Source organism: Amycolatopsis solani, assembly GCF_033441515.1.
Classification (GTDB): Bacteria; Actinomycetota; Actinomycetes; order Mycobacteriales; family Pseudonocardiaceae; genus Amycolatopsis; species Amycolatopsis solani.
The window spans coordinates 3558867-3583653 of record NZ_JAWQJT010000001.1; the positions used below are offsets into that span (position 1 = coordinate 3558867).

20 protein-coding genes and 1 riboswitch are annotated in these 24787 nt (G+C 72.1%); of the genes, 6 read left to right on the forward strand and 14 right to left on the reverse strand.

Annotated elements, in window-relative coordinates; all coding sequences use genetic code 11:
- Positions 1 to 41 precede the first annotated feature (41 nt).
- Positions 42 to 1574, forward strand: a complete 1533-nt coding sequence (locus tag SD460_RS16995; protein WP_318306360.1) for a helicase HerA-like domain-containing protein — start codon at positions 42 to 44, stop codon at positions 1572 to 1574.
- Between the two features lie 66 nt (positions 1575 to 1640).
- Positions 1641 to 2018 (forward strand): DUF3224 domain-containing protein, encoded by a 378-nt coding sequence (locus tag SD460_RS17000; protein WP_290057097.1) that lies wholly within the window; start codon positions 1641 to 1643, stop codon positions 2016 to 2018.
- Positions 2019 to 2130: 112 nt separating this feature from the next.
- On the opposite strand, the gene SD460_RS17005 is transcribed toward SD460_RS17000, so the two are convergent.
- The 3 genes from SD460_RS17005 to SD460_RS17015 all read right to left on the reverse strand — a co-directional run bounded on the left by SD460_RS17005 (position 2131) and on the right by SD460_RS17015 (position 5365).
- Positions 2131 to 3153 (reverse strand): S1C family serine protease, encoded by a 1023-nt coding sequence (locus tag SD460_RS17005; protein ID WP_290057098.1) that lies wholly within the window; start codon positions 3151 to 3153, stop codon positions 2131 to 2133.
- A gap of 91 nt (positions 3154 to 3244) precedes the next feature.
- Positions 3245 to 4567 carry a M20 family metallopeptidase gene (locus SD460_RS17010; protein ID WP_290057099.1) on the reverse strand — a complete coding sequence of 441 codons (1323 nt, stop codon included), beginning with the start codon at positions 4565 to 4567 and terminating at the stop codon, positions 3245 to 3247.
- Positions 4568 to 4606: 39 nt separating this feature from the next.
- The gene (locus SD460_RS17015; protein ID WP_290057101.1) at positions 4607 to 5365 is read right to left on the reverse strand and encodes a class I SAM-dependent methyltransferase; all 759 of its coding nucleotides are present in this window, start codon (positions 5363 to 5365) and stop codon (positions 4607 to 4609) included.
- Positions 5366 to 5514: 149 nt separating this feature from the next.
- Between SD460_RS17015 and SD460_RS17020 the strand changes: the two genes are divergently transcribed.
- On the forward strand, positions 5515 to 6417 hold the full coding sequence (locus SD460_RS17020; RefSeq protein ID WP_290057103.1) for a DNA-3-methyladenine glycosylase 2: 903 nt from the start codon (positions 5515 to 5517) through the stop codon (positions 6415 to 6417).
- A 37-nt stretch (positions 6418 to 6454) separates the two neighbouring features.
- Here the strand turns inward: SD460_RS17020 and SD460_RS17025 are convergent, their stop codons facing one another.
- Positions 6455 to 6970 carry a hypothetical protein gene (locus tag SD460_RS17025; RefSeq protein WP_290057105.1) on the reverse strand — a complete coding sequence of 172 codons (516 nt, stop codon included), beginning with the start codon at positions 6968 to 6970 and terminating at the stop codon, positions 6455 to 6457.
- A 120-nt stretch (positions 6971 to 7090) separates the two neighbouring features.
- Between SD460_RS17025 and SD460_RS17030 the strand changes: the two genes are divergently transcribed.
- Positions 7091 to 7873 carry a M50 family metallopeptidase gene (locus SD460_RS17030; protein WP_290057106.1) on the forward strand — a complete coding sequence of 261 codons (783 nt, stop codon included), beginning with the start codon at positions 7091 to 7093 and terminating at the stop codon, positions 7871 to 7873.
- A gap of 55 nt (positions 7874 to 7928) precedes the next feature.
- On the forward strand, positions 7929 to 9161 hold the full coding sequence (locus SD460_RS17035; protein ID WP_290057107.1) for an aldehyde dehydrogenase family protein: 1233 nt from the start codon (positions 7929 to 7931) through the stop codon (positions 9159 to 9161).
- Positions 9162 to 9264: 103 nt separating this feature from the next.
- Here the strand turns inward: SD460_RS17035 and SD460_RS17040 are convergent, their stop codons facing one another.
- Positions 9265 to 9513, reverse strand: coding sequence for a hypothetical protein (locus SD460_RS17040; protein WP_290057108.1), 249 nt, complete (start codon positions 9511 to 9513; stop codon positions 9265 to 9267).
- A gap of 86 nt (positions 9514 to 9599) precedes the next feature.
- On the opposite strand from SD460_RS17040, the gene SD460_RS17045 reads away from it, so the two are divergent.
- Positions 9600 to 10700 (forward strand): dihydrofolate reductase family protein, encoded by a 1101-nt coding sequence (locus SD460_RS17045; RefSeq protein ID WP_318306361.1) that lies wholly within the window; start codon positions 9600 to 9602, stop codon positions 10698 to 10700.
- On the opposite strand, the gene SD460_RS17050 is transcribed toward SD460_RS17045, so the two are convergent.
- The 9 genes from SD460_RS17050 to SD460_RS17090 all read right to left on the reverse strand — a co-directional run bounded on the left by SD460_RS17050 (position 10697) and on the right by SD460_RS17090 (position 24671).
- A complete protein-coding gene (locus SD460_RS17050; protein WP_290057111.1) occupies positions 10697 to 11908 on the reverse strand; it encodes a chitinase in 1212 nt (403 codons plus the stop codon). The genes SD460_RS17045 and SD460_RS17050 overlap by 4 nt on opposite strands.
- 443 nt (positions 11909 to 12351) lie before the next feature.
- Positions 12352 to 13437 carry a sensor histidine kinase gene (locus tag SD460_RS17055; protein WP_318306362.1) on the reverse strand — a complete coding sequence of 362 codons (1086 nt, stop codon included), beginning with the start codon at positions 13435 to 13437 and terminating at the stop codon, positions 12352 to 12354.
- Positions 13434 to 14090 (reverse strand): response regulator transcription factor, encoded by a 657-nt coding sequence (locus SD460_RS17060; protein ID WP_290060699.1) that lies wholly within the window; start codon positions 14088 to 14090, stop codon positions 13434 to 13436. Before SD460_RS17060 ends, SD460_RS17055 begins: the two co-directional genes overlap by 4 nt.
- Positions 14091 to 14125: 35 nt before the next feature.
- On the reverse strand, positions 14126 to 15940 hold the full coding sequence (locus SD460_RS17065; protein WP_290060700.1) for an ArnT family glycosyltransferase: 1815 nt from the start codon (positions 15938 to 15940) through the stop codon (positions 14126 to 14128).
- Between the two features lie 39 nt (positions 15941 to 15979).
- The gene (gene cobN, locus SD460_RS17070; RefSeq protein WP_290060701.1) at positions 15980 to 19543 is read right to left on the reverse strand and encodes a cobaltochelatase subunit CobN; all 3564 of its coding nucleotides are present in this window, start codon (positions 19541 to 19543) and stop codon (positions 15980 to 15982) included.
- 31 nt (positions 19544 to 19574) lie between these two features.
- Positions 19575 to 19686, reverse strand: a riboswitch (cobalamin riboswitch).
- A gap of 49 nt (positions 19687 to 19735) precedes the next feature.
- Complete coding sequence (locus SD460_RS17075; RefSeq protein WP_290060710.1) at positions 19736 to 20743, reverse strand: NlpC/P60 family protein; 1008 nt, start codon at positions 20741 to 20743, stop codon at positions 19736 to 19738.
- A gap of 7 nt (positions 20744 to 20750) precedes the next feature.
- On the reverse strand, positions 20751 to 21233 hold the full coding sequence (locus tag SD460_RS17080) for a poly-gamma-glutamate biosynthesis protein PgsC/CapC (protein WP_290060702.1): 483 nt from the start codon (positions 21231 to 21233) through the stop codon (positions 20751 to 20753).
- The gene (gene pgsB / locus SD460_RS17085) at positions 21233 to 22411 is read right to left on the reverse strand and encodes a poly-gamma-glutamate synthase PgsB (RefSeq protein WP_290060703.1); all 1179 of its coding nucleotides are present in this window, start codon (positions 22409 to 22411) and stop codon (positions 21233 to 21235) included. Before pgsB ends, SD460_RS17080 begins: the two co-directional genes overlap by 1 nt.
- 1 nt (position 22412) lies before the next feature.
- On the reverse strand, positions 22413 to 24671 hold the full coding sequence (locus SD460_RS17090; RefSeq protein WP_318306363.1) for a HAMP domain-containing protein: 2259 nt from the start codon (positions 24669 to 24671) through the stop codon (positions 22413 to 22415).
- Positions 24672 to 24787 lie beyond the last annotated feature (116 nt).

Here is a 24787-nt window from a genome sequence, read left to right on the forward strand (position 1 = left end):
GCTCCCGGTGTGGTGCAGGACACACGATAGGGGAGCAGCGAGTGACGGAGCAGGGGTCGCCGGCGAGTGAGATCGCCGCTGGTTATGCGAGTGAGGGTGCCGCGCTGGAGCTGGGCGCGGTGGTGATCGACGGCTCGGCGGACGCCGCGGCCGCGGTGCGCCTGCCGTTGGCGACGCTGAACCGGCACGGGCTGGTCGCGGGGGCGACCGGGACGGGCAAGACGAAGACGTTGCAGCTGATCTCGGAGCAGTTGTCGGCGGCGGGGGTGCCGGTGGTGCTCGCGGACGTTAAGGGTGACCTGTCCGGGCTCGCGGCGGCCGGTGAGTCGAACGACAAGATCGCGAAGCGCGCGCAGGAGCTGGGTGACGACTGGGCGGGGACGGCGTTCCCGGTGCAGTTCCTCTCGCTGGGTACCGGCGGGAAGGGGTCGCCGATCCGGGCGACGATCACGAGTTTCGGGCCGGTGCTGCTGTCGAAGGTGCTCGGGCTGAACGAGACGCAGGAGTCGACGCTCGGGCTGATCTTCCACTGGGCGGACCAGCGCGGTTTGGCCTTGCTGGACACGAAGGACCTCCGGTCGGTGATCACGCACCTGACCAGTGACGAGGGCAAGGAGGACCTCAAGGGCATCGGCGGGGTGTCGGCGGCGACGGCCGGGGTGATCCTCCGCGCGCTGTCGAACCTGGAGGCCCAGGGCGGCGAGGACTTCTTCGGTGAGCCCGAGCTGGACGTCCACGACCTCATGCGCCAGAACGACGGCAAGGGCGTCGTGACCCTGCTGGAGCTGGACAACCTGCAGGCGAAGCCGGCGTTGTTCTCGACGTTCCTCATGTGGCTGCTGGCCGAGCTGTTCGAGGAGCTGCCCGAGGAGGGCGATCTCGACAAGCCGAAGCTGGTCTTCTTCTTCGACGAGGCGCACCTGCTGTTCAACGACGCCTCGAAGGCGTTCCTCGAGCGCATCGAGCAGACCGTGAAGCTGATCCGGTCGAAGGGCGTCGGCGTGTTCTTCTGCACGCAGCTGCCCACGGACATCCCGAACAACGTGCTTTCGCAGCTCGGCGCCCGGATCCAGCACGCGCTGCGGGCGTTCACGCCGGACGACCAGGCGGCGCTGGCGAAGACGGTCAAGACGTACCCGAAGACGAAGTTCTACGAGCTCGACACGGCGTTGACGTCGCTGGGCATCGGCGAAGCCATCGTCACGGTGCTGTCGGAGCGGGGCGCGCCGACGCCGGTGGCGTGGACGCGGCTGCGCGCGCCGCGGTCGAAGATGGGCTCGATCGGTGCGGACGCCGTCGCCGCGGCCGTCGCGTCGTCGGACCTGCACGCGAAGTACGGCGAGACGATCGACCGGGAATCGGCCTACGAGAAGCTGGCCGCGAAGGTCGCCGCACCCGCTCCCGAGCCGGCCCCCGACGCTCCCGCGGCTCCGGCGCCGGAGAAGGAGAAGGACGATCCGGGGTTCATCGAGTCGGCGATGAAGAACCCGGCCGTGAAGTCGTTCATGCGTTCCGCGGCGAGCGCGCTGGGCCGGGAGATCACGCGAGGGCTGTTCGGCAACCGGAGGCGGTGACAAAACCTGACGCGATCTGTCAGGTATGGCTGGGACGCTGGTGTCCACATCGAAGAAGGGAACACCATGACCAGCAGCGCCACCGCGTCGTTCACCGTCGACGAGTGGGAGCCCCAGGCGACCGACCAGTTCGCCGGCACCGAGCTCGCCCGGGTGGCGATCGCCAAGACGTTCACCGGGGCGGTCGAGGGGACCAGCAAGGTCGAGCTCCTGACGGCGAACAATGCGACTTCGCGCGCGTACGTGGGCTTCGAGCGGCTCGAGGTCGCGGTCGACGGCCGCAAGGGCAGCTTCGTCCTGCACCACACCGCCGGCGAGGAGTCCGGCATGACGGTGACGATCCTCCCCGGTTCCGGGGCGGGCGAGCTGACCGGGATCACCGGAACGGCGCTCATCGAGATCGACGGCGATGACCACCGCTTGACGCTCACCTACGAGCTGTAGAAGACGCGAAGGCCGTTTCGAGAGCCCCCGATTGACTCTCGAAACGGCCTTCGCGGTCCCCGCTCCCCGAAGCGGGTGGGACGGACCGCCCCGACAACGGCCCGTCCGCGTCCTAGTTGTTCACGATCTGGTCGACGATCTTCTTGGCGTCGTTGATCGGGATGGCGAAGCCGATCCCGACGCTGCCCGCCGAGCCGTTGGCCGACGCCGACGGGCTGTAGAGCGCCGAGTTGATGCCGATGACGTTGCCCTGGGCGTCGACCAGCGCGCCGCCCGAGTTGCCCTGGTTGATCGAGGCGTCCGTCTGGATCGCCGTGTAGCTCGGCGAGTTCTCGGCCTGGTTCGAAGTGCGGCTGAACGGCGACTGCTGTTGCCGCTGACCTTCGCCGATGTCCGACAGGTTGCGGTTGAGCGCGCTGACGATGCCCGTGGTGACGGTGTTCTGCAGCCCGCCCGGCGAGCCGATCGCGACCACCGACTGGCCGACGACCAGCTTGCTCGAGTCGCCCAAGCTCGCGGCCGTCAGACCGCTGGCGTTCTGGGCCTGGACCACCGCGATGTCCGCCTTGGTGTCCGCACCGACCACACCGGCCTGGTACTTCTTGCCGTCGGACGTCGTGATCACGACGTTCTGGGCGCCGTCGACGACGTGCGCGTTCGTCAGGATCCGGCCGTCCGAAGTCAGGATGACGCCGGAGCCGATGGCCTCGCCCTGACCGGTGGTCACGTTGATCTGGACGACGCTCGGCGTCACCTTCGCCGCGACGCCGCTGACGTCGCCGGACGTCGAGTTCGAGACCGCCTGCCCGCTCGCGGCCGGCGTGCTCACCGACGTCGTGGTGCCGTCCGCCGAGTTCGTGGTGAGCCCGACGATCGCGGCGCCGCCGACGCCGCCGACCAGCGCGGCGCCGAGCGCGGTCGCGCTGACGATCAGCGCGACGCGGCCGCCCTTGCGCGGCTTGGTCTTCAGCGCCGTGGGCGCCGGCTGCGGGGTGAACAGAGGGTTCGGCGCGGCCTGGTGCTGGTAGCCGTACTGCGGCTGCTGCTGCGCGTACGGCCCGTACTGCGGGGTGCTCTGGTGCGGCTGGTGCCCACCGGGTGAGGCGGGGCCGGGCCGACTCTCGTTCTCGGTCATGGATCCAGGTTCGCGCCGGTGCTTGTGAGCAACCTGTGGAAATACCTCAGGCTTTGCTGAGAAGAATCAGCTGAGAAAACTCAGGTGGTTCTCAGTCGAAGAACGCCGGCACGTCCAGCGCTCCTCCCGCCGCTTCGAACTCGTCGTGCACCGCCTTCCGCAGTTCGGCGTCTCCCAGGTAGTCGGCGGCGGTCAGGGCCAGGCCCAGCGCGCCGTCGCGGACCCCGGCGTCCCCGGTGGACGATCCGGCCGCGGCCGCGAACTCCTTGGTGTGCAAGGCGACCGTCGGACCCGACACGGCGAGCATCGGGTGCAGCGCGGGCATCCGGTACGACAGGTTCCCCAGGTCGGTGGATCCGGTGAGCGACTCCGGCACGATGCCCGGCGGCAGCGGCTTGCGGCCGGTGCCCAGCTGGTTGGCCGTCCAGCGGCCGGCGAGCGCGGTGTTGAACCGGATCGGCAGGTACGCGGCCTGGGCGTCCCAGACCAGCTCGACGCCGCAGCCGGTCATCGCCGCCGCGCCTTCCGCGATCGACGTCATCCGGGCGGCGAGGTCGCGCAGCGTCTCCGGGTTCTGCGAGCGGAGGTAGAACAGCAGCGCCGCCCGCGCCGGGATGACGTTCGGCCGGGCGCCGCCGTCGGTGAAGACGCCGTGCACGCGGTCGCTCTGCGGGAGTTGCTGCCGCAGCGCCGAAACGCCCTGGTAGGCGGCGACCGCGGCGTCGAGCGCGTTGCGGCCCATGAACGGCTGAGCCGACGCGTGCGCGCCGACGCCGTGGAAGACCATCTCCAGCTGACGGCGGCCGAGGAACGGGTGCAGCGCGATGTCGTGGCTGAACGGGTGCAGCATGATCACCGCGTCGACGTCGTCGAACACGCCCGCGCGAGCCAGGATTTCCTTGCCGCCACCGCCTTCTTCGGCGGGGGTGCCGATCAGGCTGACCCGGCCGCCGAGCCGCTCGGCGACGGTGGCGGCGCCGAGGAACCCGCCCGCGGCGGTCGTGCAGATGACGTTGTGGCCGCAGGCGTGGCCGAGCCCGGGCAGCGCGTCGTACTCGGCGAGAACGGCGATGTGCGGGCCGTCCCGCTCCGGGGTGCTGACGCGCAGCGCGGTGTCGAGCCCGCCGAGCCCGACGGTCGCTTCGTGGCCGTGGCGCCCGAGGAGGTCCGCGAGCGCCTGCACCGAACGGTGCTCGGCGAACCCCTCCTCGGGGTGCGCGTGCAGATCTTGGCTCAACGCCACCAGATCGGGTGACGCGCGCTCGACCGCGGCAGTCACCTCGGCCCGCGTCGCCTCGTCCGCGCCGGCGTGCGGCGAGGACAGCGGCTCGGCGGCCGCGACGGCGTCGGCGGTGGCCTCGACCAGGGAACGCAGGTAGCTGTCGTCGGGCGGGACGGGCTCGTGGTGGGTCATGGGGCGATGCTAACCGGCGGGTCCGACAATCCGCGGCGCTCAGCCCAGCCGGCCCGCGACGATCTGGGTGACGCCGGCGTACCGTTCGGTGATCGCGGTGAAGCCGCGGGCACGCAGGCTCGCCGCGATTTCGCCGCGGTCGAACATCTTCTGCCCGCTCACGATCCCGCCGGCCGAGTCGATCAGGCGCGCGGGCTGCCAGCCGCGGCGGGCGCTGGTCAGCAGGACGATCCGGCCGCCGGGTTTCAGCACGCGCGCGAAAGAGTCCAACGCGGCTTCCGGTTCGGCGAACATGTGCAGGGCGGCGAAGCAGCAGACCCCGTCCACTGTGGACTCCTTCAGCGGCGGGCGCACCGCGTCCGCGCGCAGGTAGGCAACGCTCTGCGGGCCACCCTCGGCGACGGCCTTGGCGAGCATCGTGCGGGCGCCGTCGAGCCCGATCGCGAGCCCGCCCGGCGCGACGGCCGCGCCGAACGCGCGCGTGAAGCGGCCGGTGCCGCAGGCGACGTCGAGCGCGGTGTGCCCGGGTTCGAGGGCGAGGAGCTTCGTGGCGAGGCGGACTTCGCCGGTCATGCTCGGCCCGAACGGGCCCTTGAGCGCGCGGCCGAGCGCCGGGCGCCAGTAGCGCTCGTAGACCTGCGGGAGCACGGTCGTGCGCATCAGCCGCTGGGTGAGCCCGGTCGGCGGGCCGGCCTGGTCCGCGGCGCCCAGCAGGTCGAGGTAACCGTCGCTGGTCTCCGCCGGGGTCTCGAGCAGGGCGCTCAGTCGCTCGAGAGTGGTGGTTCGGCTGGTCGGCATGGCCCCTCCGGTGGTTCGAATACCGGGAGTATGCCAAATCTGAGGTATTCGATCGGGTGAACAAGAGTCGGGATCAGGCGTTCGAGTCCCGGAATTGTCGGTGGTCCTCCCTAGCGTCGCAGGCGAGGTTCCGATCCGAGGAGGACAAGATGACGACTTCCCTGCTGGACAGCCAGATCACGGTGCGAGGCGAGTTCGACCTGGCCGCGGCGGCCCGCTTCTTGACCGGCTTCGCGCCGGCCGGGCAACCGGCGGCGGAGGCGGGCGCACTGCGCGTGGCCTTCCCGCTCGAAGGCGCGTGGACGCCGGTGGGAGCGGTGCTGCGGCAGAGATCGCCCGGCGAAGTGGCGGTGGCGGTGCACGGCCCGCCCGAACACGCCGAGGCGGTTCTGACCCAGGTGCGGCGGATGTGCTCCCTGGACGTCGACGGGTCGGCGTTCCCGGTGGCCGGCGCCCGTGACCCGGTGGTGTCCCTGCTGCAGCAGCTGCACCCCGGCCTGCGCCCGGTGTTGTTCGCGTCGCCGTACGAAGCGGCGTGCTGGGCGGTGCTCAGCCACCGGGTCTGGATGACCCAGGCGGTCCGGCTGCGCCGCCGCCTGACGGAACGCCACGGCACGGAGCTCGACGTCGGCGGCACCAGGCTGACGTCGTTCCCGGCGCCGGCGGTCCTGGCGAAGCTGGAGTTCATGCCGGGCCTGTCGGGCCAGAAGGTGCAGCGCCTTCGAGGCATCGCCGAAGCGGCGGCCGCGGGCGCGCTGGACGCGGCGGCGTTGCGGGCGATGTCCGCGGACGAGGCCCTGCAACAGCTGCGGACGCTCCCGGGAATCGGCCGCTTCAGCGCGGAGCTGATCCTGATCCGCGGCGCCGGCCACCCGGACATCTTCCCCCAGGACGAAGGCCGCCTCCACGAGATCATGCGCGACGCCTACCACCTGCCGGAAGCGGGAGTGCCGGAGCTGGCGGAGATCGCGGAAGCATGGGCCCCCTTCCGGAGCTGGGTGTCGTTCCTGTTCCGCGTCGAAGGCGAGGCCCGGCTGAGGGAGTCCCGATGACCTGAGCTCGCAGTTCGCCCACCGCCCGAACCCCGTCTCATCCGAGAGGAGGAGAACCCCAGTCGCGCTCACCGAGCTCGAGCGCCCGTGCCCGCTCACCGACGTTCTCGGGGCGGATCCGCTCGGCCAGGCAGTGCCGGTGCACGACGATGCTGCAGCTCCCCGGACCGTTGTTGCTGCGCGCGTCGAGGACGAGGGCGTCACCGCCGGGGCTCAGCGTGGTGCGTTCCCCGCAGAAGTCGCAGGACCAGGTCGACGTCGCCAGGTCCGACGCGCGGATGCCGAGGCGCACCGACACCGGCGGGAGCCATTGATTGACCTGCTGGACCACCGCGTCGACCCGCGAACCGACCGGTGGGAAGAGCGCCAGCAGTTCCTCGTGGCTGCTCGTCCGCGAGGCGAACTGCTCGATCATGTCGATCGAGGCCGACAGGCCGTCGTCCTCGTGGCCGGTGATTTCGGCGAGCACCCCCCACGGGTGGTGGCTGAGAATCGTGGCCTCGACTCGCTGGCCGGGCATCAGCGCAAAGCTCTTCGTCTCGAACCTGTCCATCGCTCTCCCTCGACCACGACCGGCGGAAAGGAGATCATCACGACCCACTACCGGAGCCCGCGAAACCGCGTTCGGCGGGGACTCACCGTAGCCAGATGTCGCCTGTGGTGAGGTATCCGGGTGAGTTCGCCCGTTCCTCTCGCGCTCGGCGGCCCGGCCGGTGACGCCCTGTCAGCCCTCCGGACGGCCGCCACCGGCACCTCATCGGCCGGTTCGCTGCTCGAACAGGCTCAGACGCCTGCCGTGATCACCCTGGTCGCCGGCGGTGTGGCGCTGCTGGTCGTGCTCATCGGCGGTACGCCGTGGCGGCTGGCGCGCAACGTCGTCACGATCGTGCACGAGGCCGGGCACGCACTGGCCGCCGTGCTCGTCGGGCGGCGGCTGCAGGGCATCAAGCTGCACTCGGACACCTCGGGCGTCACCGTCTCGCGCGGCAAGCCCGAGGGGCCGGGGATGGCGTTCACCGCGATGGCCGGGTACCTCGCGCCCTCGGTGCTCGGGCTGCTGTTCGCCAGCCTGCTCGGCAACGACCTGGTCGGCAGCGTGCTCGTGCTGATCGCGTTGCTGCTGCTCGGTGTCCTGGTGATGGTGCGCAACGCCTACGGGGTGTTCACCGTCGTCGCCAGTGCCTTCGTGCTCGCGCTGGTCGCGTTCGTCGCGCCGGTCGAGGTGCAGGCGCCGTTCGGCTACCTGGTGACGTGGTTCCTGCTGTTCGGGGGCGTGCGGCCGGTGATCGAGCTGCAGACCAAACGCCGTCGTGGCCAGGCGCGGGACTCCGACGCCGACCAGTTGGGCCGGCTCACCGCGGTGCCGCCGGTGCTGTGGGTGCTGGTCTTCGCCGTGGCGACGGTCAGCTGCCTGATCGCCGGCGGGCTGTGGCTCCTGGAGCCCGTGGCCACCTGAGCGAGCCCATGCGGCAAACTGGTCTCTCGCTGGTCCGCGCGGAGGGAGACGAACGATGGACGAGGTCGCCAAGGCCGTGGAGGAGTGCGCACGGGCGGCGAAGCTGGCCGCGCCGTCGCTCGCCGCCGCTTCCGCCGAGGCCGTCGACGCCGCGCTGACCGGGATGGCCGAGCGGCTGCTCGCGCACCGCGAGGAGATCCTCGAGGCGAACCGGGCCGACGTCGAGCGCGCGAAGGCCGAGGGGATGAGCGCCGGTCTGCTCGACCGGCTCACCATCACCCCCGAGCGCCTCACCGGCATGGCCGAGCAGCTGCGGCTGCTCGCCGGCGCGCCGCACCAGGAGCGCTCGGTCGAGGTGTCCACGCTGGACGGCGGGCTGCGGCTGGTCGAACGGCGGCGGCCGGTCGGCGTCATCGGCGCGAACTACGAGGCGCGGCCGAACGTGACCGTCGACGTGGCGTCGCAGCTGGTCAAGTCGCGCAACGGCGGCGTGCTGCGCACCGGCTCGGCCGCGCTCGGCTCGGCGCAGCGGCTGCGTGAGGTCGTCATCGCGCCCGCGCTCACCGAGGCGGGCATCGACGCCGACTGCGTCCAGCTGGTGCCGCGGGTGGAGCGGGAGGCGGCGTCCGCGCTGGTCCGGCTGCCGAACCTGGTGCCGCTGGTGATCCTGCGCGGCAGCGGCGACAGCACCCGGGCCCTCGCCACCGAGGCGGCCGTCCACGGCGTCGGCACGCTCGCCCACGCCGACGGCGGCGGCGTGCTGTACGTCGACCGCGGCGCGGACGTCACCAAAGCGCGTGACCTCGTCTACAACAGCCTCGACCGGCTCGGGGTCTGCAACCGGCTGAACCTGCTGCTGATCCACGAGGACATCCACGACGAGGTCTGGCCGTCGATCTCCGACGCGCTGGCCGAGCGGGGCGTCACGCCGTCGCTCGCTCCGCACGAGCACGCCATCGGCTACGAGTGGGCGCTGGACTCCGACCGCGAGGCGACCGTCACGGTGGCCAAGGTCGGCGCGCTCGCCGACGCGGTCGGGATCGCCAACGAGCAGACGTCGGGCCTGGCCGCGGGCATCGCCACCGAGGACGAGTCGGCCGCCGACGCCTTCTTCGACGGCTACACCGGCACGGGCGTCTTCTGGAACGCCCCGACCCGGCTCCTCGACGGCTTCAAGCTGCTCGCGGTCCCGGAAACCGGCATCAACCTGGACAAGGTGCCCGGTCCCCGCGGCCCGGTGACGTACACGGACCTCTACGTCCGCCAGTACGCGGTCCTGCCGGCCTGAGCGCGCGCCTGCCGCTCCACGACGTGCCCGGCGTCGTGGGCGGCGCGCGGACCGGGCTCGCCGGCCGGGCAGGAGCTGCTCGGCCGGTTCCGGGCCGCGGACCCTACCTGGGTGGAACGTGAGCTAATTTCTTCAGCTCCTTGACCGTCTCGGTGACATTGGTCAGGAGTTCCGTCCGGTCGTCCTGGTCGGCGGAGTGGCGGTAGATGGCGGTCGGGCCGTCGCTGATCGCGATCGCCGCGACCAGGCGGCCTTCGGGGTCGCGGGTGAGTCCGGTGGTCACCGACACCTCGCGGCCGACCGTGTCGACCGTGGTGAGGGTCCGTTCCTTGTACCAGCCTCGCGTCGTCATGTTCCGCAGCTCCGTGGGGATGGGCTCGACAGGGATACGTCGTAGGACGCCCGGGCGGCCGAAGGCGTTACGGCATACTGGGCCGGGTGATCTCCCGGCCGCACGTCCTGCTGTCCGCCGCGCAGTCGCTCGACGGCTACCTCGACGACACCTCGCCCGAGCGGCTCGTACTGTCCACAGAGGACGATTTCGCCGTCGTGGACCGGTTGCGGGCCGAGGCGGACGCGATCTTCGTCGGCGCGGGCACGGTGCGGGCCGACAACCCGCGGCTGCTCGTCCGGTCGCCCGAGCTGCGGCGCAGCCGGCTGGACCAGGGAAAGCCGGAGCAGCCCGTCAAAGTCACCGTGACCACCCGCGGTCTCGACCCGGACGCACAGTTCTTCACCGTGGGGGACACCGAAAAGATCGTCTATGCACCACCGGGAGCGGCCGACGATCTCAAGCGCGTCGCCACCGTCGTGGACGCCGGGAATCCGCCCGACTTCGGCCGCGTCCTCGACGACCTCGGGCAGCGCGGCATCCGCAAGCTGCTGGTCGAAGGCGGTGGCGGCATCCACACCCGGTTCCTCACCGAAGGACTCGCCGACGAGCTGCGGCTCGCGATCGCGCCGTTCTTCGTGGGGCAGCCGGGCGCGCCGCGGTTCGTCGGGCCCGGGCGCTACCCGCGGCCGCTCACCCTGGTCGGCGCGCGGGAGCTGCAGGGGATGGCGATCCTCGAATACCGCGCCGCGGCCGAGCCGAGCGGGCGGGACGTCCGGCGGCTCAAGGAAGCCATCGCGCTCGCCGCCGAGTGCCCGCCGAGCCACACCTTCCGGGTGGGGGCCGTGATCACCGATGCGGACGGCGAAGTCATCGCCACCGGGCACTCCGGCGAGGGCGACCCGGCCAACCACGCCGAAGAAGCCGCCCTCGCCAAGTGCGCCGGCGACCCGCGCCTGGCCGGGGCGACCGTGTACAGCTCACTGGAGCCGTGCAGCAACCGGAGCTCGCACCCGCGCAGCTGCACGCAGCTGATCCTCGACGCCGGGATCCCGCGCGTCGTGTTCGCGTGGCGCGAGCCGCCGGTCTTCGTCGACGCGCAGGGCACCGAACTGCTGCGTGAAGCCGGGCGGCACGTCGTCGAGGTGCCCGCGCTGACCCCGGAGGTCCAGCGCGAGAACACCCACCTCGACTTCCCGGGCCACTAGCAGGCGCCGTTGTCCTGCCAGACGCCCCATTCGCCGGTGGTGCCGGGCTCCTCGCCCTGCGTCCACCACTTGGCCGTCCACTTGTGGCTGTTGTGCGAAACGACGTTGTCCTTGACGTAGACCTTCGTCCGGTCCCACTCGGCCGCGGTGCACGAGCCGCCGCCCGGGGTGGTCGGGGTCGTGGTGGTCGGCGGGGTCGGCGTCGTCTGGGGCGGCGTCGCTCCGGCGAAGCGGACGCTGAACTTCGTGAAGTCCCAGTCGTTCTGCGGGACGTTGCTGCAGACGCCGTTGTCGGTCGTCCCGACGCAGGCGCGGTCGCGGTTGACCGACCAGAACGTGAAGCGGCCGAGGCCGTGGCTGGTCGCGTAGTCGTACACCGTCTGGAAGTCCGCGGTGTAGAACATCTCGGACGCGTCCGATTTGCCGTTCATGCCCGAGAAACCCTCGTGCGAGTACGCGGTCGCGCTGTCCCAGCCCAGGTGCGACATCAGCAGTCCGTGCAGGGCTTCCAGCGCCGAGACCTGCGACGAGCCGCCGTTGAAGCCGCCGTCGAACGGCATGATCGAGAAGTTGTTGGGCGTGAACCCGATCGACTTCGCCTGGTCGATCAGCTGCGTGCCGAACCAGCCGGTGCCGGCCGCGGTGCCCGGCATGGTCACCGACACGAAGAGGCCGGGGTTGTTGGCCTGCAACGTCTTCGCCGCGCCGAGCTCGTTCGCGATGGCGGCGGTGTTTTCGTACTCGGGCTCTTCGAGGTCGAAGTCGATGGCCTTGAGCGAGTACTTCGTGACGACCTGCTGGTAGGCGGCCGCCGTCGCGGCGACCGTGCCGCAGGTCTGGCCGAGCTTCGTACCGCCGTACCCGCCGACGGAGACGGAGATGTCCCCGCCCGCCCCGCGGATCTTCGCGATCGCGGCGGCGACGGTGGTGTCGCTGGAGATCGGGTCGGTGCCGTCCCAGGTGGGGCTGCAGCCGCCGCCGTTGGGCGCCAGGATGAACGCCAGCTGGAACGCCTTGAGCCCGGTCGCGTTCATCACGGTGACGGGATCGGGCGGGTTGTTGCTCTGGGGCATCAGGTAAGGCGCCGCGGCGTACCAGTTGTTGCTCAACGCCGCGGTGGCCGCGGGAGCGCCGAGCACAAGGCTGACGGCACTGGCGGCAAAAGTGGCGGCGGCGAGCCCGATGGCGGCCAGTCTGCTCTTGCGCATGAGCTGTCCTCCCGGTGGGGATCGAGGGTGGACAGATCATTGGACTAGACCATTGACGAAGTCAAGACGCAAAAGGTGGGCCGCTGTCGAACGTGGGCGAAACGCGCCGAGATATCCGAAATTTGTCCGCGGAATGACGACACAAGGGTGAGGCACCCGCCGACGCGCCAACGCACGACGCGAGTGCGACCCGGCGGCGGGGTGCGGTGGGCGGGGAAGCGGCCATCTCGGGTGGGCGGCGCGGGTGCTGTCCGCGGGGCCGGGCGGGGTGGGAGTTCGTGGGTCGCTGGCGCGGGTGCTGCGGGCGGGCCGGGTGCTGTCGGCGGGGCGGGGCGTGCGGCGGGGCGGGTGCTGTCGGCGGGGGTGGGCGCGCGGCGGGGTGGGTGCTGTCGGCGCGGCGGGGCGTGCGGCGGGACATCGCAGGCGGGGCCCCCGACGGATCCTCACCCCGACGGCAGCGACACGACCACCACCAGCCCACCCTCCTCGCGCGCCCTCGCCGTCACCTCACCTCCGTGTGCGTGCGCCACCGACCGGACGATCGACAACCCCAGCCCCGCTCCCTCCGCGGCCACCCGGGCCCGGCGGTGGAACGGGTCGAACAGGGCCGGTACCTCCGCCGGCGGGATCACCGGTCCGCTGTTCGCCACCTCCAGCTCCACCCGGCCTCCACGCGCACAACGCGTGGTCACCTGGATGAAGCCCTCCTCGTTGTTGTGGCGGAGCGCGTTCTCCACCAGGTTGTGCACCAGCCGCTCCAGCAACAGCGCGTCGCCGATCGTCGCCGCCTCGGAAAGGTGCTGGGCGACCTCCGGTGGGGTCACGTGGGCGACCAGCGCCGCCAAGTCCACCGGGCCGTGCTCGGTCAGGGCGGTCTCCGACTTCGCCAGCAGCAGCAACCCGCCGATCAGCCGCTCGTGGCGGGCGTTGATGCGCAGCAGCTTGCTTCCCAGCTCCCGGACGTCCGCCGACGCCGTTCTGCGGTGCATTGCCACCTCGACCACCGACCTGTTCAGCGTCAGCGGGGTGCGCAGCTCGTGCGACGCGTTCGCGACGAAGCGGCGCTGGGCGTCGAACGAACGGTCCAGGCGCTCGACCATCACGTCGAACGCGTCCGCCAGGTCCTTCACCTCGTCCTCCGGCCCGCGCAGGGCGATCCGCGCCTGGCCGCCCGGGTCGGCGGTCGCGGCGATGCGGCGGGCCGTCTCCGTCACCTGGCGCAGGGGGGCCAGTGCGCGGCCCGCCACCAGCCAGCCCAGGGCCGCCGCCACGAGGGCCACCGCTGTGAGGGCCAGCGCTCCCTGGGTCAGCAACGACGTCGCCGCCGCCTCGCGCAGTTCGCGGGCCTGCGCGTCCAGCGACTCCAGGGAAGGCAGCGAGGGGGCGCCAGGGGACGGGGTACCCGAGATGATCGCCACCCGCCGGCCGACCTGGCGGGTGAACAAAAAATACGTCACGACCAGCAGTGCCACGCCCGCCAGCAGGAACAAGCCCCCGTAGAGCACCGTCAGGCGCAGGCGGAGGTTCACCGGAGGCGGTAGCCGACGCCGGTGACCGTCTCCACCAGTGGGGGGTCGCCGAGTTTGCGGCGCAGCTTCAGGATCGTGAGGCGGACCGCGCCGGTGAACGGGTCCGCGTGCTCGTCCCACGCCTTCTCCAGCAGGTGTTCCGCGGACACGGCGGCGCCGTCGGCGCGCAGCAGCTCGGCGAGCACGGCGAACTCCTTTTTGGACAGTGGCAGGTACCGCCCGTCGCGGAACACCTCGTGCCGCGCCGGGTCGAGGGTGACGCCCGAGCGGTGCAGCACCGGTGGGGCGGCCGGGCGGCAGCGGCGGCCCAGTGACTGGATGCGCGCGGCCAGCTCGGGGAACGCGAACGGCTTCGTCAGGTAGTCGTCGGCGCCCAGTGACAGCCCGGCGACGCGGTCGGTGACCTCCGCGGCCGCCGTCAGCATCAGGACCCGCGTGGCCACCCCCGCGCCCACCAGTTCGCGGCAGACGTCGTCGCCGTGCACGACCGGCAGGTCGCGGTCGAGCACGACGACGTCGTAGTCGTGCACGGCGAGCCGGTCGAGGGCCGCGCCGCCGTCGTGGGCGATGTCGACCGCGTGGGCGTCTTCGCGCAGCCACTCCGCGATCGCGTCCGCGAGCATCGGCTCGTCCTCCACCACCAGGACCCGCATGCCCCGATGATCGCCGCGGCGGTGTTTCTTCGCCGTTAGCACCGGTAGAGGGTGTCGACGCGCCCCGGGCCGGACCGGCCGCCGTACTCGGCCGGGTCGACGACCGCGCAGTGCTGCTCGATCCAGTGCCCGCGGGCCTCCTGCGCGGGACTGCGGGGCGGGCCCACCGGACCCCCGCCCGAGCCGCTCAGCACGAACCGCAGCTTGCCCTCGGCGAGCCACCGGTCGAGCTGCGCGGTCGACGGCGCGTCATCGCCGCCGCCGAAGCCGCCCATGCCGATCACCACCGCGTCCGACTCGATGAGGAACGGCGCGACCGTCCCCGCCTCGGCGTTGATCGCCAGGCTGATCTCGGTGCCGTTCCGGACGGCGTAGTCGAGGATGCGCCGTTGCTCGCCGGTCAACGTCGTCGTGCCGTCGCCGCCCGCGAGCACCAACCGGGGCCCTGGTCCGCTGGACGGCGGCGGCGTGGGGCCGGTCGCCGGACCGGCGGCGGGCAGCGTCCCGGCCGACGTGCTCTGCGCCGCCGCGTACGACCAGACGGCCGGGGTGAGCAGCACCGGCACCAGCCCGGCGGCCAGCGTCAGCCGGCTCCGGACGAGGACCAGGCCCGCGATCGCGGCGACGGCCGTGCCGAGCACCGCCCAGCGCGTCCAGCCGTGGAACGCCGTGTCCCGCGACGTCAGGACGAACGCCCAGGCCGCGGTCAGCGCGATGGCGAGCGGGAGCAGCGTCCGCCGGTGCCGCCGCCACAGCAGTGCCAGCCCGGCGGCGGCGACCGCGGCGACGGCGGGCGCCATCGCCGTCGTGTAGTACGGGTGCCAGATGCCGCCGGCGAAGCTGAACACCGCGGTCGTCACCAGCAGCCAGCCACCCCACAGCAGCCAGCCGGCGTCACGCCACCGGCGGCCGAGGACGACCAGCACGAGCAGGCAGAGCGGCAGCAGCCACGAGATCTGCCCGCCGACTAGGTCGTTGAACATCCGCCCCGGCCCGGGATCGCCGCCGAAGGACGACGTCGTCCGCACGCCGTTGCGCATGATCATCATGCCGCCGCCCTCGCCGTCGCCGGAGAGGCGCCCGAAGCCGTTGTAGCCGAAGACGAGGTCCCACGCCGAGCCGTCCGCGCTGCCGCCCATGACGGGCTTCGCGCCGGGCCACCAGTCGTACAGCGCGATCCACCAGAACGACGACACGACCAGCACGACCCCGGCGCCGAGCACGTCCAGCAGCCGCCGCCGGAGCGGCCCGGACGTCCCGGCCAGGTACGCGGCGACCAGTGCGGGCACGATGATCCACGCCTGCAGCATCTTGGTCAGGAAGCCGCAGCCGACGAAGAACGCGCACCAGAACAGCCACTTGCGCCCGTCCTCGAGCGCCCGCGTGAGCGCGTACGCCGCCGCGACGAGGAAGAGGACGAGCAGGGTGTCGGGGTTGTTGTCCCGGTTGATGATCACGGTCACCGGCGTGAGCGCGAGGATCGCGGCCGCCAGCAGGGCGACGTTCTCCCCGGCCCACCGCCGGACCGTCCGGTGCAGCAGGAACACCGCCGCGACGCCTTCGAGCACCTGCGGCAGCAGCAGCGCCCAGCCGTGGTGGCCGAAGACGAGCACGGAAAGCGCTTGCGGCCACAACGCGAGCGGCGGTTTGTCCACCGTCACGACGCCGTACGGGTCGAAGGACCCGAAGAGGAAGTTCGTGAAGCCGCTCGTCATCGACTTCGCGGCGGCCGAATAGTAGGTGTTGCCGAACTGGCCGTCGCCGATCTTCCAGGCGTAGAGGACGGCGGCGCCGAGGCAGACGAGCGGAAGCGCCCAGGAGCGGGTCTTCGGGTGAGCGGCGGTGATCATGCCGCTCACCCAACCCGGGCCCGCGTTTCCCGGGCGTTTCTACTCCGCTTCGAGATCGCCTTCCAGCGAGAGGTAGACCTCGCGCATCTGCTCCAGGAGCGCGGGGTCCGGCTCCTCCCACAGCCCGCGGTCGGCGGCTTCGTTCAGCCGCTCCACGATTCCCCGCAACGCCCACGGGTTCGCCTGGCGCAGGAACTCCTGGTTCACCTCGTCCAGCACGTAGGACTCGGTCAGCTTTTCGTACATCCAGTCGCCGACGACACCCGCCGTCGCGTCGAAGCCGAACAGGTAGTCCACCGTGGCCGCCAGCTCGAACGCGCCCTTGTAGCCGTGCCGCCGCATCGCCGCCAGCCAGCGCGGGTTCACCACGCGTGCCCGGAACACCCGGGCCGTCTCCTCGCCGAGCGTCCGCGTGCGGACCGCGTCCGGGGACGTGCTGTCGCCCACGTAGGACGCCGGTGCCGTGCCCGTCAGCGCGCGGACCGTGGCGATCATCCCGCCGTGGTACTGGAAGTAGTCGTCCGAGTCCGCGATGTCGTGCTCGCGCGTGTCGGTGTTCTTGGCCGCCACGACGATCCGCTTGTACGAGCTCTCCATGTCCTCGCGCGCCGGGCGGCCGTCGAGGTCGCGGCCGTAGGCGAAGCCGCCCCACACCGCGTACACCTCCGCCAGATCCTTGTCGTCGCGCCAGTTGCCGGAGTCCATCAGCGGCAGCAGGCCCGCGCCGTACGCGCCCGGCTTGGACCCGAAGATGCGGGTGGTCGCCCGCCGGGAGTCGCCGTGCGCGGCCAGGTCCGCGGAAACGTGGTCACGGACGAAGTTCTGGTCCGCGGGCTCGTCCAGACCGGCCACCAGCCGCACCGCGTCGTCCAGCATCGTGATCACGTGCGGGAACGCGTCGCGGAAGAAGCCGCTGATCCGGATGGTGACGTCGATCCGGGGCCGGCCCAGTTCGGCGAGGGGAATGGCTTCGATGCCGGTCACCCGCCGCGAAGCCTCGTCCCACACCGGCTGGACACCCAGCAGCGCAAGAACTTCCGCGGCGTCGTCGCCGGACGTCCGCATGGCCGACGTGCCCCACACCGAAAGCCCGACCGAACGCGGCCAGTCGCCGGTGTCCTCGCGGTACCGGCGAAGCAGCGAATCCGCCAGCGCCTGCCCGGTTTCCCAGGCCAGCCGGCTCGGGATCGCCTTCGGGTCGACGGTGTAGAAGTTGCGCCCGGTCGGCAGCACGTTGACCAGGCCGCGCAACGGGGACCCGCTGGGCCCGGCCGGGATGTAGCCGCCGTCCAGCGCGTGCAGCACCGAGTCGAGCTCCGCGGTGGTGCCCGCCAGCCGCGGGACGATCTCTTCCGCCGCGAAGGAAAGCACCTTCGCGACCTGGGCGTCCGGCGCCACCGAGGCGACGGCGGTGGCGTCCCAGCCGCGCATTTCCATCGTCTGCACGAGTTCCCGCGCTGTCTTCTCCACCGCGTCCACTTCGGACATCGGCGCGTCTTCCTTCAGGCCCAGCGCGGACCGCAGGCCGGGCACCGCACCTTGCTTGCCGCCCCACATCTGGGACGCGCGCAGCATCGACAGGACCAGGTTGACGCGCGCTTCCCCGACCGGCGCCGCGCCCAGGACGTGCAGCCCGTCGCGGATCTGCGCGTCCTTGACCTCGCAGAGCCAGCCGTCGATGTGCAGCAGGAAGTTGTCGAACTCCGCGTCGTGCGGCCGTTCGTCGATGCCGAGGTCGTGGTCCAGCTTCGCGGCCTGGATGAGCGTCCAGATCTGGGCGCGGATCGCGGGCAGCTTCGCCGGGTCCATCGCCGCGATGTTCGCGTGCTCGTCAAGCAGCTGCTCCAGCCGCGCCAGGTCGCCGTAGGACTCCGCGCGCGCCATCGGCGGGATCAGGTGGTCGACGATCGTCGCGTGCGCCCGCCGCTTCGCCTGCGCGCCCTCGCCGGGGTCGTTGATCAGGAACGGGTACACCAGCGGCAGGTTGCCGAGCACCGCGTCCGGCGCGCACGACGCCGACAGCCCGGCCGTCTTGCCCGGCAGCCACTCCAGTGACCCGTGCTTGCCGAGGTGGACGACGGCGTGCGCGCCGAACTCCTCTTCCAGCCAGCGGTACGCGGCCAGGTAGTGGTGGCTCGGCGGGAGGTCCGGGTTGTGGTAGATCGCGACGGGGTTCTCGCCGAACCCGCGCGGCGGCTGGATCATGATGATGACGTTGCCGCTCTGCAGCGACGCCAGCACGATGTCCCCGTGGTCGACGTACAGCTCGCCCGGCGCCGGCCCCCAGTGTTCCTCGACGCCTTCCCGCAGCTCGGCCGGGAGCGCCTCGAACCACTCCTGGTAGCGCGCGGCCGGGACGCGGATCGGGTTGCCGGACAGCTGCTCCTCGGTCAGCCACTCCGGGTCCTGGCCGCCGGCGGCGATCAGCGCGTGGATGAGGGCGTCGCCGTCGGGCTGGTCGGTCCCGGTCGGGTCGACCCCCGGGAACGCGTCCGGCCCCAGGTCGTAGCCCTGCTCGCGCATCCGCCGCAGCAGCTCGATCGCCGACGCCGGCGTGTCCAGCCCGACCGCGTTGCCGACGCGGGAGTGCTTGGTCGGGTACGCGGACAGCATCAGCGCGATCCGGCGATCCGACGGGGGCGTGTGCCGCAGCCGGGCGTGCGCCAGCGCGATGCGGGCGACGCGGGACGCGCGTTCGGCGTCCGGGACGTACCGGGGGAGGCCGTCCTCGTCGAGCTCCTTGAACGAGAACGGCACGGTGATCAGCCGCCCGTCGAACTCCGGGACGGCCATCTGGTTGCCGGCGTCGAGCGGGGACAGCCCGTCGTCGTTCGCCGCCCACGTTTCGCGGTCGCTGGTCAGGCACAGCGCCTGCAGGATCGGGACGTCGAGCGCGGCCATCTCGGCGACGTCCCAGGCCTCGTCGTCCCCGCCCGCGCCCACCTCGGACGGCCGCGTGCCGCCCGCCGCCAGCACCGTGACCAGCAGGGCGTCGACGGTGGCCAGCTCGGCCATCATCTCGGGCTCGCGCGTACGCAGCGACGCGGTGTAGATCGGCAGCGCGCGCCCGCCGGCGGCTTCGATCTCGTCGGCGAGCGTGTGCACGAACTGCGTGTTCCCGGACAGGTGGTGCGCCCGGTAGTAGAGGACCCCGATCACCGGGCCCTCGCCGCGCGAAGGCCGCTCGAGCACGCCCCAGCCGGGCTGCTCGGCGGGCGGCTCGAAGCCGTCGCCGGTGAGCAGGAGGGTGTCGGAGAGGAACCGGCCCAGCTGCGTGAGGTTCGCCGGGCCGCCCTGCGCGAGGTACGCGTGGGCCTCGGCCGCGATGCCGATCGGGACGGTCGAGAGCTTCATCAGCTCGGCGTCCGGCGTCTGCTCCCCGCCCAGCACGACGACGTGCGCGCCCGACGCCCGCAGCTTGTCCAGGCCTTCCTGCCAGGTCCGCGGGGTGCCGAGGATGCGGACGACCACGATGCGCACGCCGTCGAGCAGGCCCGCCAGCTCGGCGACGTCGAGCCGCGAGGGGTTCGCCAGGCGGTAGTCGCCCTCGGCCGAACGGGCGCTGAGCAGGTCGGTGTCCGAAGTGGACAGAAGCAGGATCACGAGGTTCCTCCTCGGGGTCCGCGCCCCGGGTAGACGGGCGCGCCGGCCGGAGTTCCTGGCTCTCGGAGATCGCTCTCCGATGACAGTGGCGGGACCGCCCCGGACTCTCACCGGGTTCCTCCACCTGCCGACGCGTGGGTTCCGCCTCACTCTCCGGTGCGGCCGACCCGGCGTCAAGGTGACGTGCGTGGCTCAGAGCCGCTTGGCCGTGCGGAACGCCTTCGCGTAGGTCCCGGACCCGTCGATCAGCGACACCCCGCCCGCGTCCCCGAAGGTCGGGCCGTTGGCCACCTTGCGGCTGGAGAGCACGCGGTGGTGGCCGTCGCCGTCGATGCCCAGGTAGATGCCGGTGTGCGAGACCTGCGGCCCGAGCTGCGGCTCCAGGTTGAAGAACAGCAGGTCACCCGGCTGGAGCGGGCTGAAGTCCGTCGCCTGCCGCTTCTGGTCGGGGATCAGCGAGGTGCCCGGCCCCAGCTCGGCCAGTGCCCAGGCGCGACGAGGCAGGCCGGGGCCCTTCGTGTTGGTCCCGAGCAGCGGGTAGCCCGCCCGGTATCCGTAGACCATCCGCACGAACCCGGAGCAGTCGAGGGACCGGGCGCGCCGCGGTTCCGCGGCCTCGTGGACGCCGTCCGGGAAGTCCCAGCCGATGCCCAGGTAGTCGTAGAAATCCGACTTCTCGAGCCGGCCTTCGGCGCTGTCCGGGCCGAAGCTCGCGTCCCCGGCCACGCGCAGCTTCTTCACGACCTGGTCGGCCGCGCCGTCGGTGTACTGCAGCGCCGTCGCCAGGACGTCCGGGCCGGTGTCGGCGGCCGCCTTGGGGAGCCAGTCGGTGAACCACGGCTCCTTCTCCGCGCCCGCCTGCCAGGCCTGCGGCGCGAGCCGGATCCACGCCGTCGTCGTGACGCCGGCGGTGGTGAACTTCGGCTCGGTGAAGGTCCGCGACCGGCCGGTGAGCATGACCGTGCGGGAGCCGTCGGTGAAGGACGCGAGCTGGGCACCCGCGCCGTCGCGCACGATCGTCCGGGCCGGGTGGTCGAGCCGGTCGTAGGTGTAGCTGCCGGTGACCGCCGCTCCCGAGGGCGCGGGTGACGCCGAGATGGCCGTGATGTCCGGCCGGTCCTGCGTGGCGACGTACCCCGCCGCCGTGCCGGACACGCCGATGACCGCGGCGAGGACGCTGATCCGGACCGCCTTGCGCATCGTCACCTCACACCGTCGGGACCAGGCCGACCAGCACGCCGCTGATCAGCACCGCGTAGCTGGCCAGGCTGACCCCGCCGGTCGCGAGCATCGTCGCCACGGGCTTCTGCCGGACCAGCTGGTAGGCGACCAGGCCGGGCACCACGAACCCGAGCGTCTGGTGCACGAACAGCAGCGGGAAGTCGGCCTGGAGGAAAATCAGCAACGTCGTCTGCAGCACGACGCCGAGCAGCACGACCGCGGCGAAGAGCCGCTTGCCGTAGAGGATCACCATGCGCTGCAACGCCTTCGTGCCGCCGAAGGTCAGCGCCGTCATCAGCACGATGATCGCCGCGCGCCGGTAGTCCTCGACCATGGTCAGCGCGATCCAGCCGGGCGTGATCATGCCGCCGGGGGACAGGTTCGTCGTCAGGTAGCAGACCAGCGACAGCAGCAGGCCGATGGCGAGCCCGACGGTGGCGACCTCGGGGGCGAGGGACGTGGTGAGCATCAGGCGACCGGTTCCAGTTTCGCGAGTTCCTCGATGAGCAGTTCACCCTGGCCGTGGATGTTGCCGATGGCGACGAGCGACGCCTGCCGCTCGATGCCGCCGACGATCCCGCGCAGCAGCTCCCGCGGCGAGCGCGAGCCACCGAGGTCGACGACCCGGTCGTGCCACTCGCTCGGGATCGCGGCGCGGGCGCTGCGCGTCGGCTCGCCGATCAGCACGACGCGTTCCGGCGCGATGCGGGGGATCAGCGCGCCCATCTGGCCGTTGCGCTCGACGCGGTCGGGACGGCAGTTGATGATCACGTGCAGCGGGTCGGCGATCGCACCTTGCGCGCGGAGCTGGTCGATGTTCATCAACGTCGATTCGGGGTCGTTCGCCGCGAAGACGTTGGCGAAGCGGAGGTGGCGGCGCCCGGCGCGGTACTGGTGGACCTGCAGCACGCCCGGGTCCGGCGGCGCGGCCCACATGCCGTCGAGCGCCAGCTGCCGGTTGACGCCGAGCAGGTCCGCGACGGCCAGCGCGATCGCGACGTTCTCCTTGAAGGTGATCCAGCCGAAGCCGCGCATCTCGGCGTCGGTGACCGATTCGGGGTCGACCGCGATGAGCTCGCAGTCCCGCTTGGCGGCCTCGTCCTGGAGGATGTGCAGCCGGTCCTGCTCGGCGGTGAGGCAGATCCCGCCGACCGGCATGGACCGGGACAGCGACCGCGCGACGTCGTCGAGGGTCGGCCCCATCTCGGCGAGGTGGTCCTCGCGGACGTTGCACAGCACGCCGATGGTCGAGCGGATCAGCTTGCTCTGGTTGATCTCCTGCAGGTCCGGCATCACGGCCATGCATTCGATGACCAGCGCGTCCGGCCGGTACGCGGCGGCGCGGCGGACGATGCCGATCTGCTCGACGACGTTGGCGATGCCGAACTTGCGGTAGACCGGCTCCTCGCTGCCGTCCGGGTGGATGAACCGGGCCGCCGTGCCGGTGGTCTTCGCCGTGGTCACGAGCCCGCCGCCCCTCAGGGCGCCCGCGCACAGCCGGGTGATGGACGACTTGCCGCGGATGCCGTTGACCAGCACCCGCGTCGGGATGCTGTGCAGGTGCTTGTAGTGCTGGCGCTGTTCGGCGATCCCGGCCAGCAGCATCGCCGCCGATGCCAGTACCAGCACGACGTAGAGGAACGTCACGTCAGACCCCGGCCCCGTCCAGCCAGCTGAGGTAGTCGCTCTTGGCCGGTTGCCGGCGGGGCTCGACGTCGACCTCGATGCGCTGGATCAGCTCGGTTTCGTCGGTCGCCGCGCCCGTGGGGCGCCGGACCTCGCCGAGCCGGACCCGGCCTTCGGTCAGCGCCTGGCGGCAGATCTCGACGCAGGAGGCGATGGTGCCGATCTCGTCCTGCCGCTGCGGGTAGACGACGGCGCCGGTGTCGCCGCCCGCGATCCGCCGGGCTTCCGCGCCGACCCGCCGCAGCGGCCGCACGACCACCAGGAAGTGCCAGGCGAACAGCATCAGCGCGACAACGCCGGTGAGCAGGGCGGCCACCCGCGCCCCCGAGCGCACGGTGTTGTCCGCGAGCCCGAGCGAGCCGATCGGCTGCTCGGCGACGACGACCCACTTCAGCGAAGCCGCGTTGCCCTTGTCGGCCAGGCGCTGCGCCGCGACCAGCGCGGACGGCGTCGTCTCGCGGGCGTCCTTGCCGGACTGCGCCGCGTCGACGCTCTTGATCAGCGCCGGGTCCGAAAGCGCGTCGAAGGCGAGGTAGCCCTCGGTGTCGGCGATGGTGCGCTTGCCCTCGTCGACGACGCGGACGCGCCCGCCCGCGGGCGCGAGCAGCGCGGCCATCCGCGGCACGTCGTACTCGCCGACCAGGACGTTCTTCGAGTCCGGCAGCGGCGTGAAGGCGTAGACGACCGGGACGCGGCCGCTGGTGTTGTGCTGGCGCAGCCCCTCACCGCCGGGCAGCTTGCCGGGGTCGCGCAGGGCCTCGCGCCCGGCCTGCAGCACCACCGAGCCGTCCGCGTCGGCGACGTAGACGCTGCGGAACCGGCTTTCGCTGCCGGCCAGCTGGTCGAGCATGCCGCGCAACCGGTCCGGCTCCTTCCCCTGGCCGAGCCGTGCGACGGACTGCAGGTCGGTCAGGCCCTCGGCGAGGCTGCGCCGCAGCGTGTCGGCCGAGCGCGTGACGCGGACGCCGTGCTCGGACAGGGTCGTCGCCGAGACTTCGGCGTGCTGCCGCCCGAGCGTCGCGGCGACCGCGCCCGACCAGCCGAGCAGCGCGAGCGCGACGAGGACGATGACGAGCTGGGCGGACAGGAACGGGCGGACCGGCTTGGCGGGCTTGCGACGGCGCAACCGGCAGCGGTAGCGCTCCACCGCGGTGGTCAACCCGTTGACTTCGCGGATCCGCGACTGCCGGACCGGCTTGCCGAGCGCGCCGGCCGCCACGGCGAGCGCGTCGGTGCGCAGGCGGCGGATCGGCGCGACGACCGTGCGCCGCAGCAGGACGAACCCGGCGACGGCGATCGCGAGCAGCGCGGCGGCGGGGATCAGGCCGGGCCAGCGGGCCGGCACCGTGTCGACCGGGAAGCGGCTGAACGAGACGACGGCCAGGCCGAGGCTGCCGCCGGTGCCGGACGGCGAGACCGGGGCGTAGGACACGACGGCGGCGCGCTTGCCCGCCGGTTCGCCGGTGAGGACGCCGGTCTGCCCCGCGGCGGCCGCGGTGGACGCGCGGGCGAGCAGCTCCTGGGCGGGCCGGTCGGTCGCGGCGACGTCGGTGCCGTGCGTGTGCAGCACCGCGCCGTCCGAGGTGACCAGCCGGACCTGCTGCTGGGTGTCCTTGGCCAGCTCGCCGCCGGTGCCGCGCAACGCCGTCGAGACGACGAGGAGCTTGCCGGCGCGGGTGCCGGTGAGCGGGAGCGCGGTGAGCACCAGCGGGGTGTCGCCGGGGCGGGCGACCGGGCGGACGGTGAGGTTCGCGATGGCGACCCCGCGCAGCGTTTCCACCGGCACCGGCTCGCCGCGCGTGGCCAGCACCTTCTGGGAGGCCAGGTCGTAGACCGCGATGCCGCGCCAGTCGTCGTAGGTCTCGCCGAGGCGGGAGAGGAGCGCGTCGTCGTCGGCGGTGTCGAACACCCCGGAGCCGGCCGCGACCTGCAGGTCACCGGCGGCGGCCGTCGCCGACGTCGCGACGCTCTGCGCGAGCCCGGCGGTGGTGCGCTGCTGGCTCGCGGTGACCTCGTCGGAGACCCGGCCGGCCTGGTCGTCGGCGCGGATCAGGGACAGCGGGCCCGCGGTGGACAGGTAGAGCGCGGTGAAGGCGGCGATGAGCAGCAGCAGCGCGAACGTCGTCGCGGAGGCGACCCCCACGCCGCGCGGGAAGCCCGCTTCCGGGATCTGCGCGCGCAACCGGGCGGCTCGATCGTCGTGCGGTTGTGGCCGGTTCACCGGGGCTCCCCAGGGCCTTTCGGTCGATGTGATCCCGGAAAGTCACCGGCCACCAGGGGCGGGTAGCGGAAGGTCCACTCTTTCGGGTCACGTGAAGGTCTCGAAGTTGTCAGCGG

What these genes read in the sequence shown, in the direction of transcription:
- SD460_RS17000 (WP_290057097.1), top strand. Translation starts at nt 1,641, where the DNA reads ATGACCAGCAGCGCCACCGCGTCGTTCACCGTCGACGAGTGGGAGCCC.
- SD460_RS17005 (WP_290057098.1), bottom strand. Translation starts at nt 3,153, where the DNA reads ATGACCGAGAACGAGAGTCGGCCCGGCCCCGCCTCACCCGGTGGGCAC.
- SD460_RS17010 (WP_290057099.1), bottom strand. Translation starts at nt 4,567, where the DNA reads ATGACCCACCACGAGCCCGTCCCGCCCGACGACAGCTACCTGCGTTCC.
- SD460_RS17015 (WP_290057101.1), bottom strand. Translation starts at nt 5,365, where the DNA reads ATGCCGACCAGCCGAACCACCACTCTCGAGCGACTGAGCGCCCTGCTC.
- SD460_RS17020 (WP_290057103.1), top strand. Translation starts at nt 5,515, where the DNA reads ATGACGACTTCCCTGCTGGACAGCCAGATCACGGTGCGAGGCGAGTTC.
- SD460_RS17025 (WP_290057105.1), bottom strand. Translation starts at nt 6,970, where the DNA reads ATGGACAGGTTCGAGACGAAGAGCTTTGCGCTGATGCCCGGCCAGCGA.
- SD460_RS17035 (WP_290057107.1), top strand. Translation starts at nt 7,929, where the DNA reads ATGGACGAGGTCGCCAAGGCCGTGGAGGAGTGCGCACGGGCGGCGAAG.
- SD460_RS17040 (WP_290057108.1), bottom strand. Translation starts at nt 9,513, where the DNA reads ATGACGACGCGAGGCTGGTACAAGGAACGGACCCTCACCACGGTCGAC.
- SD460_RS17050 (WP_290057111.1), bottom strand. Translation starts at nt 11,908, where the DNA reads ATGCGCAAGAGCAGACTGGCCGCCATCGGGCTCGCCGCCGCCACTTTT.
- SD460_RS17060 (WP_290060699.1), bottom strand. Translation starts at nt 14,090, where the DNA reads ATGCGGGTCCTGGTGGTGGAGGACGAGCCGATGCTCGCGGACGCGATC.
- SD460_RS17065 (WP_290060700.1), bottom strand. Translation starts at nt 15,940, where the DNA reads ATGATCACCGCCGCTCACCCGAAGACCCGCTCCTGGGCGCTTCCGCTC.
- SD460_RS17075 (WP_290060710.1), bottom strand. Translation starts at nt 20,743, where the DNA reads ATGCGCAAGGCGGTCCGGATCAGCGTCCTCGCCGCGGTCATCGGCGTG.
- SD460_RS17080 (WP_290060702.1), bottom strand. Translation starts at nt 21,233, where the DNA reads ATGCTCACCACGTCCCTCGCCCCCGAGGTCGCCACCGTCGGGCTCGCC.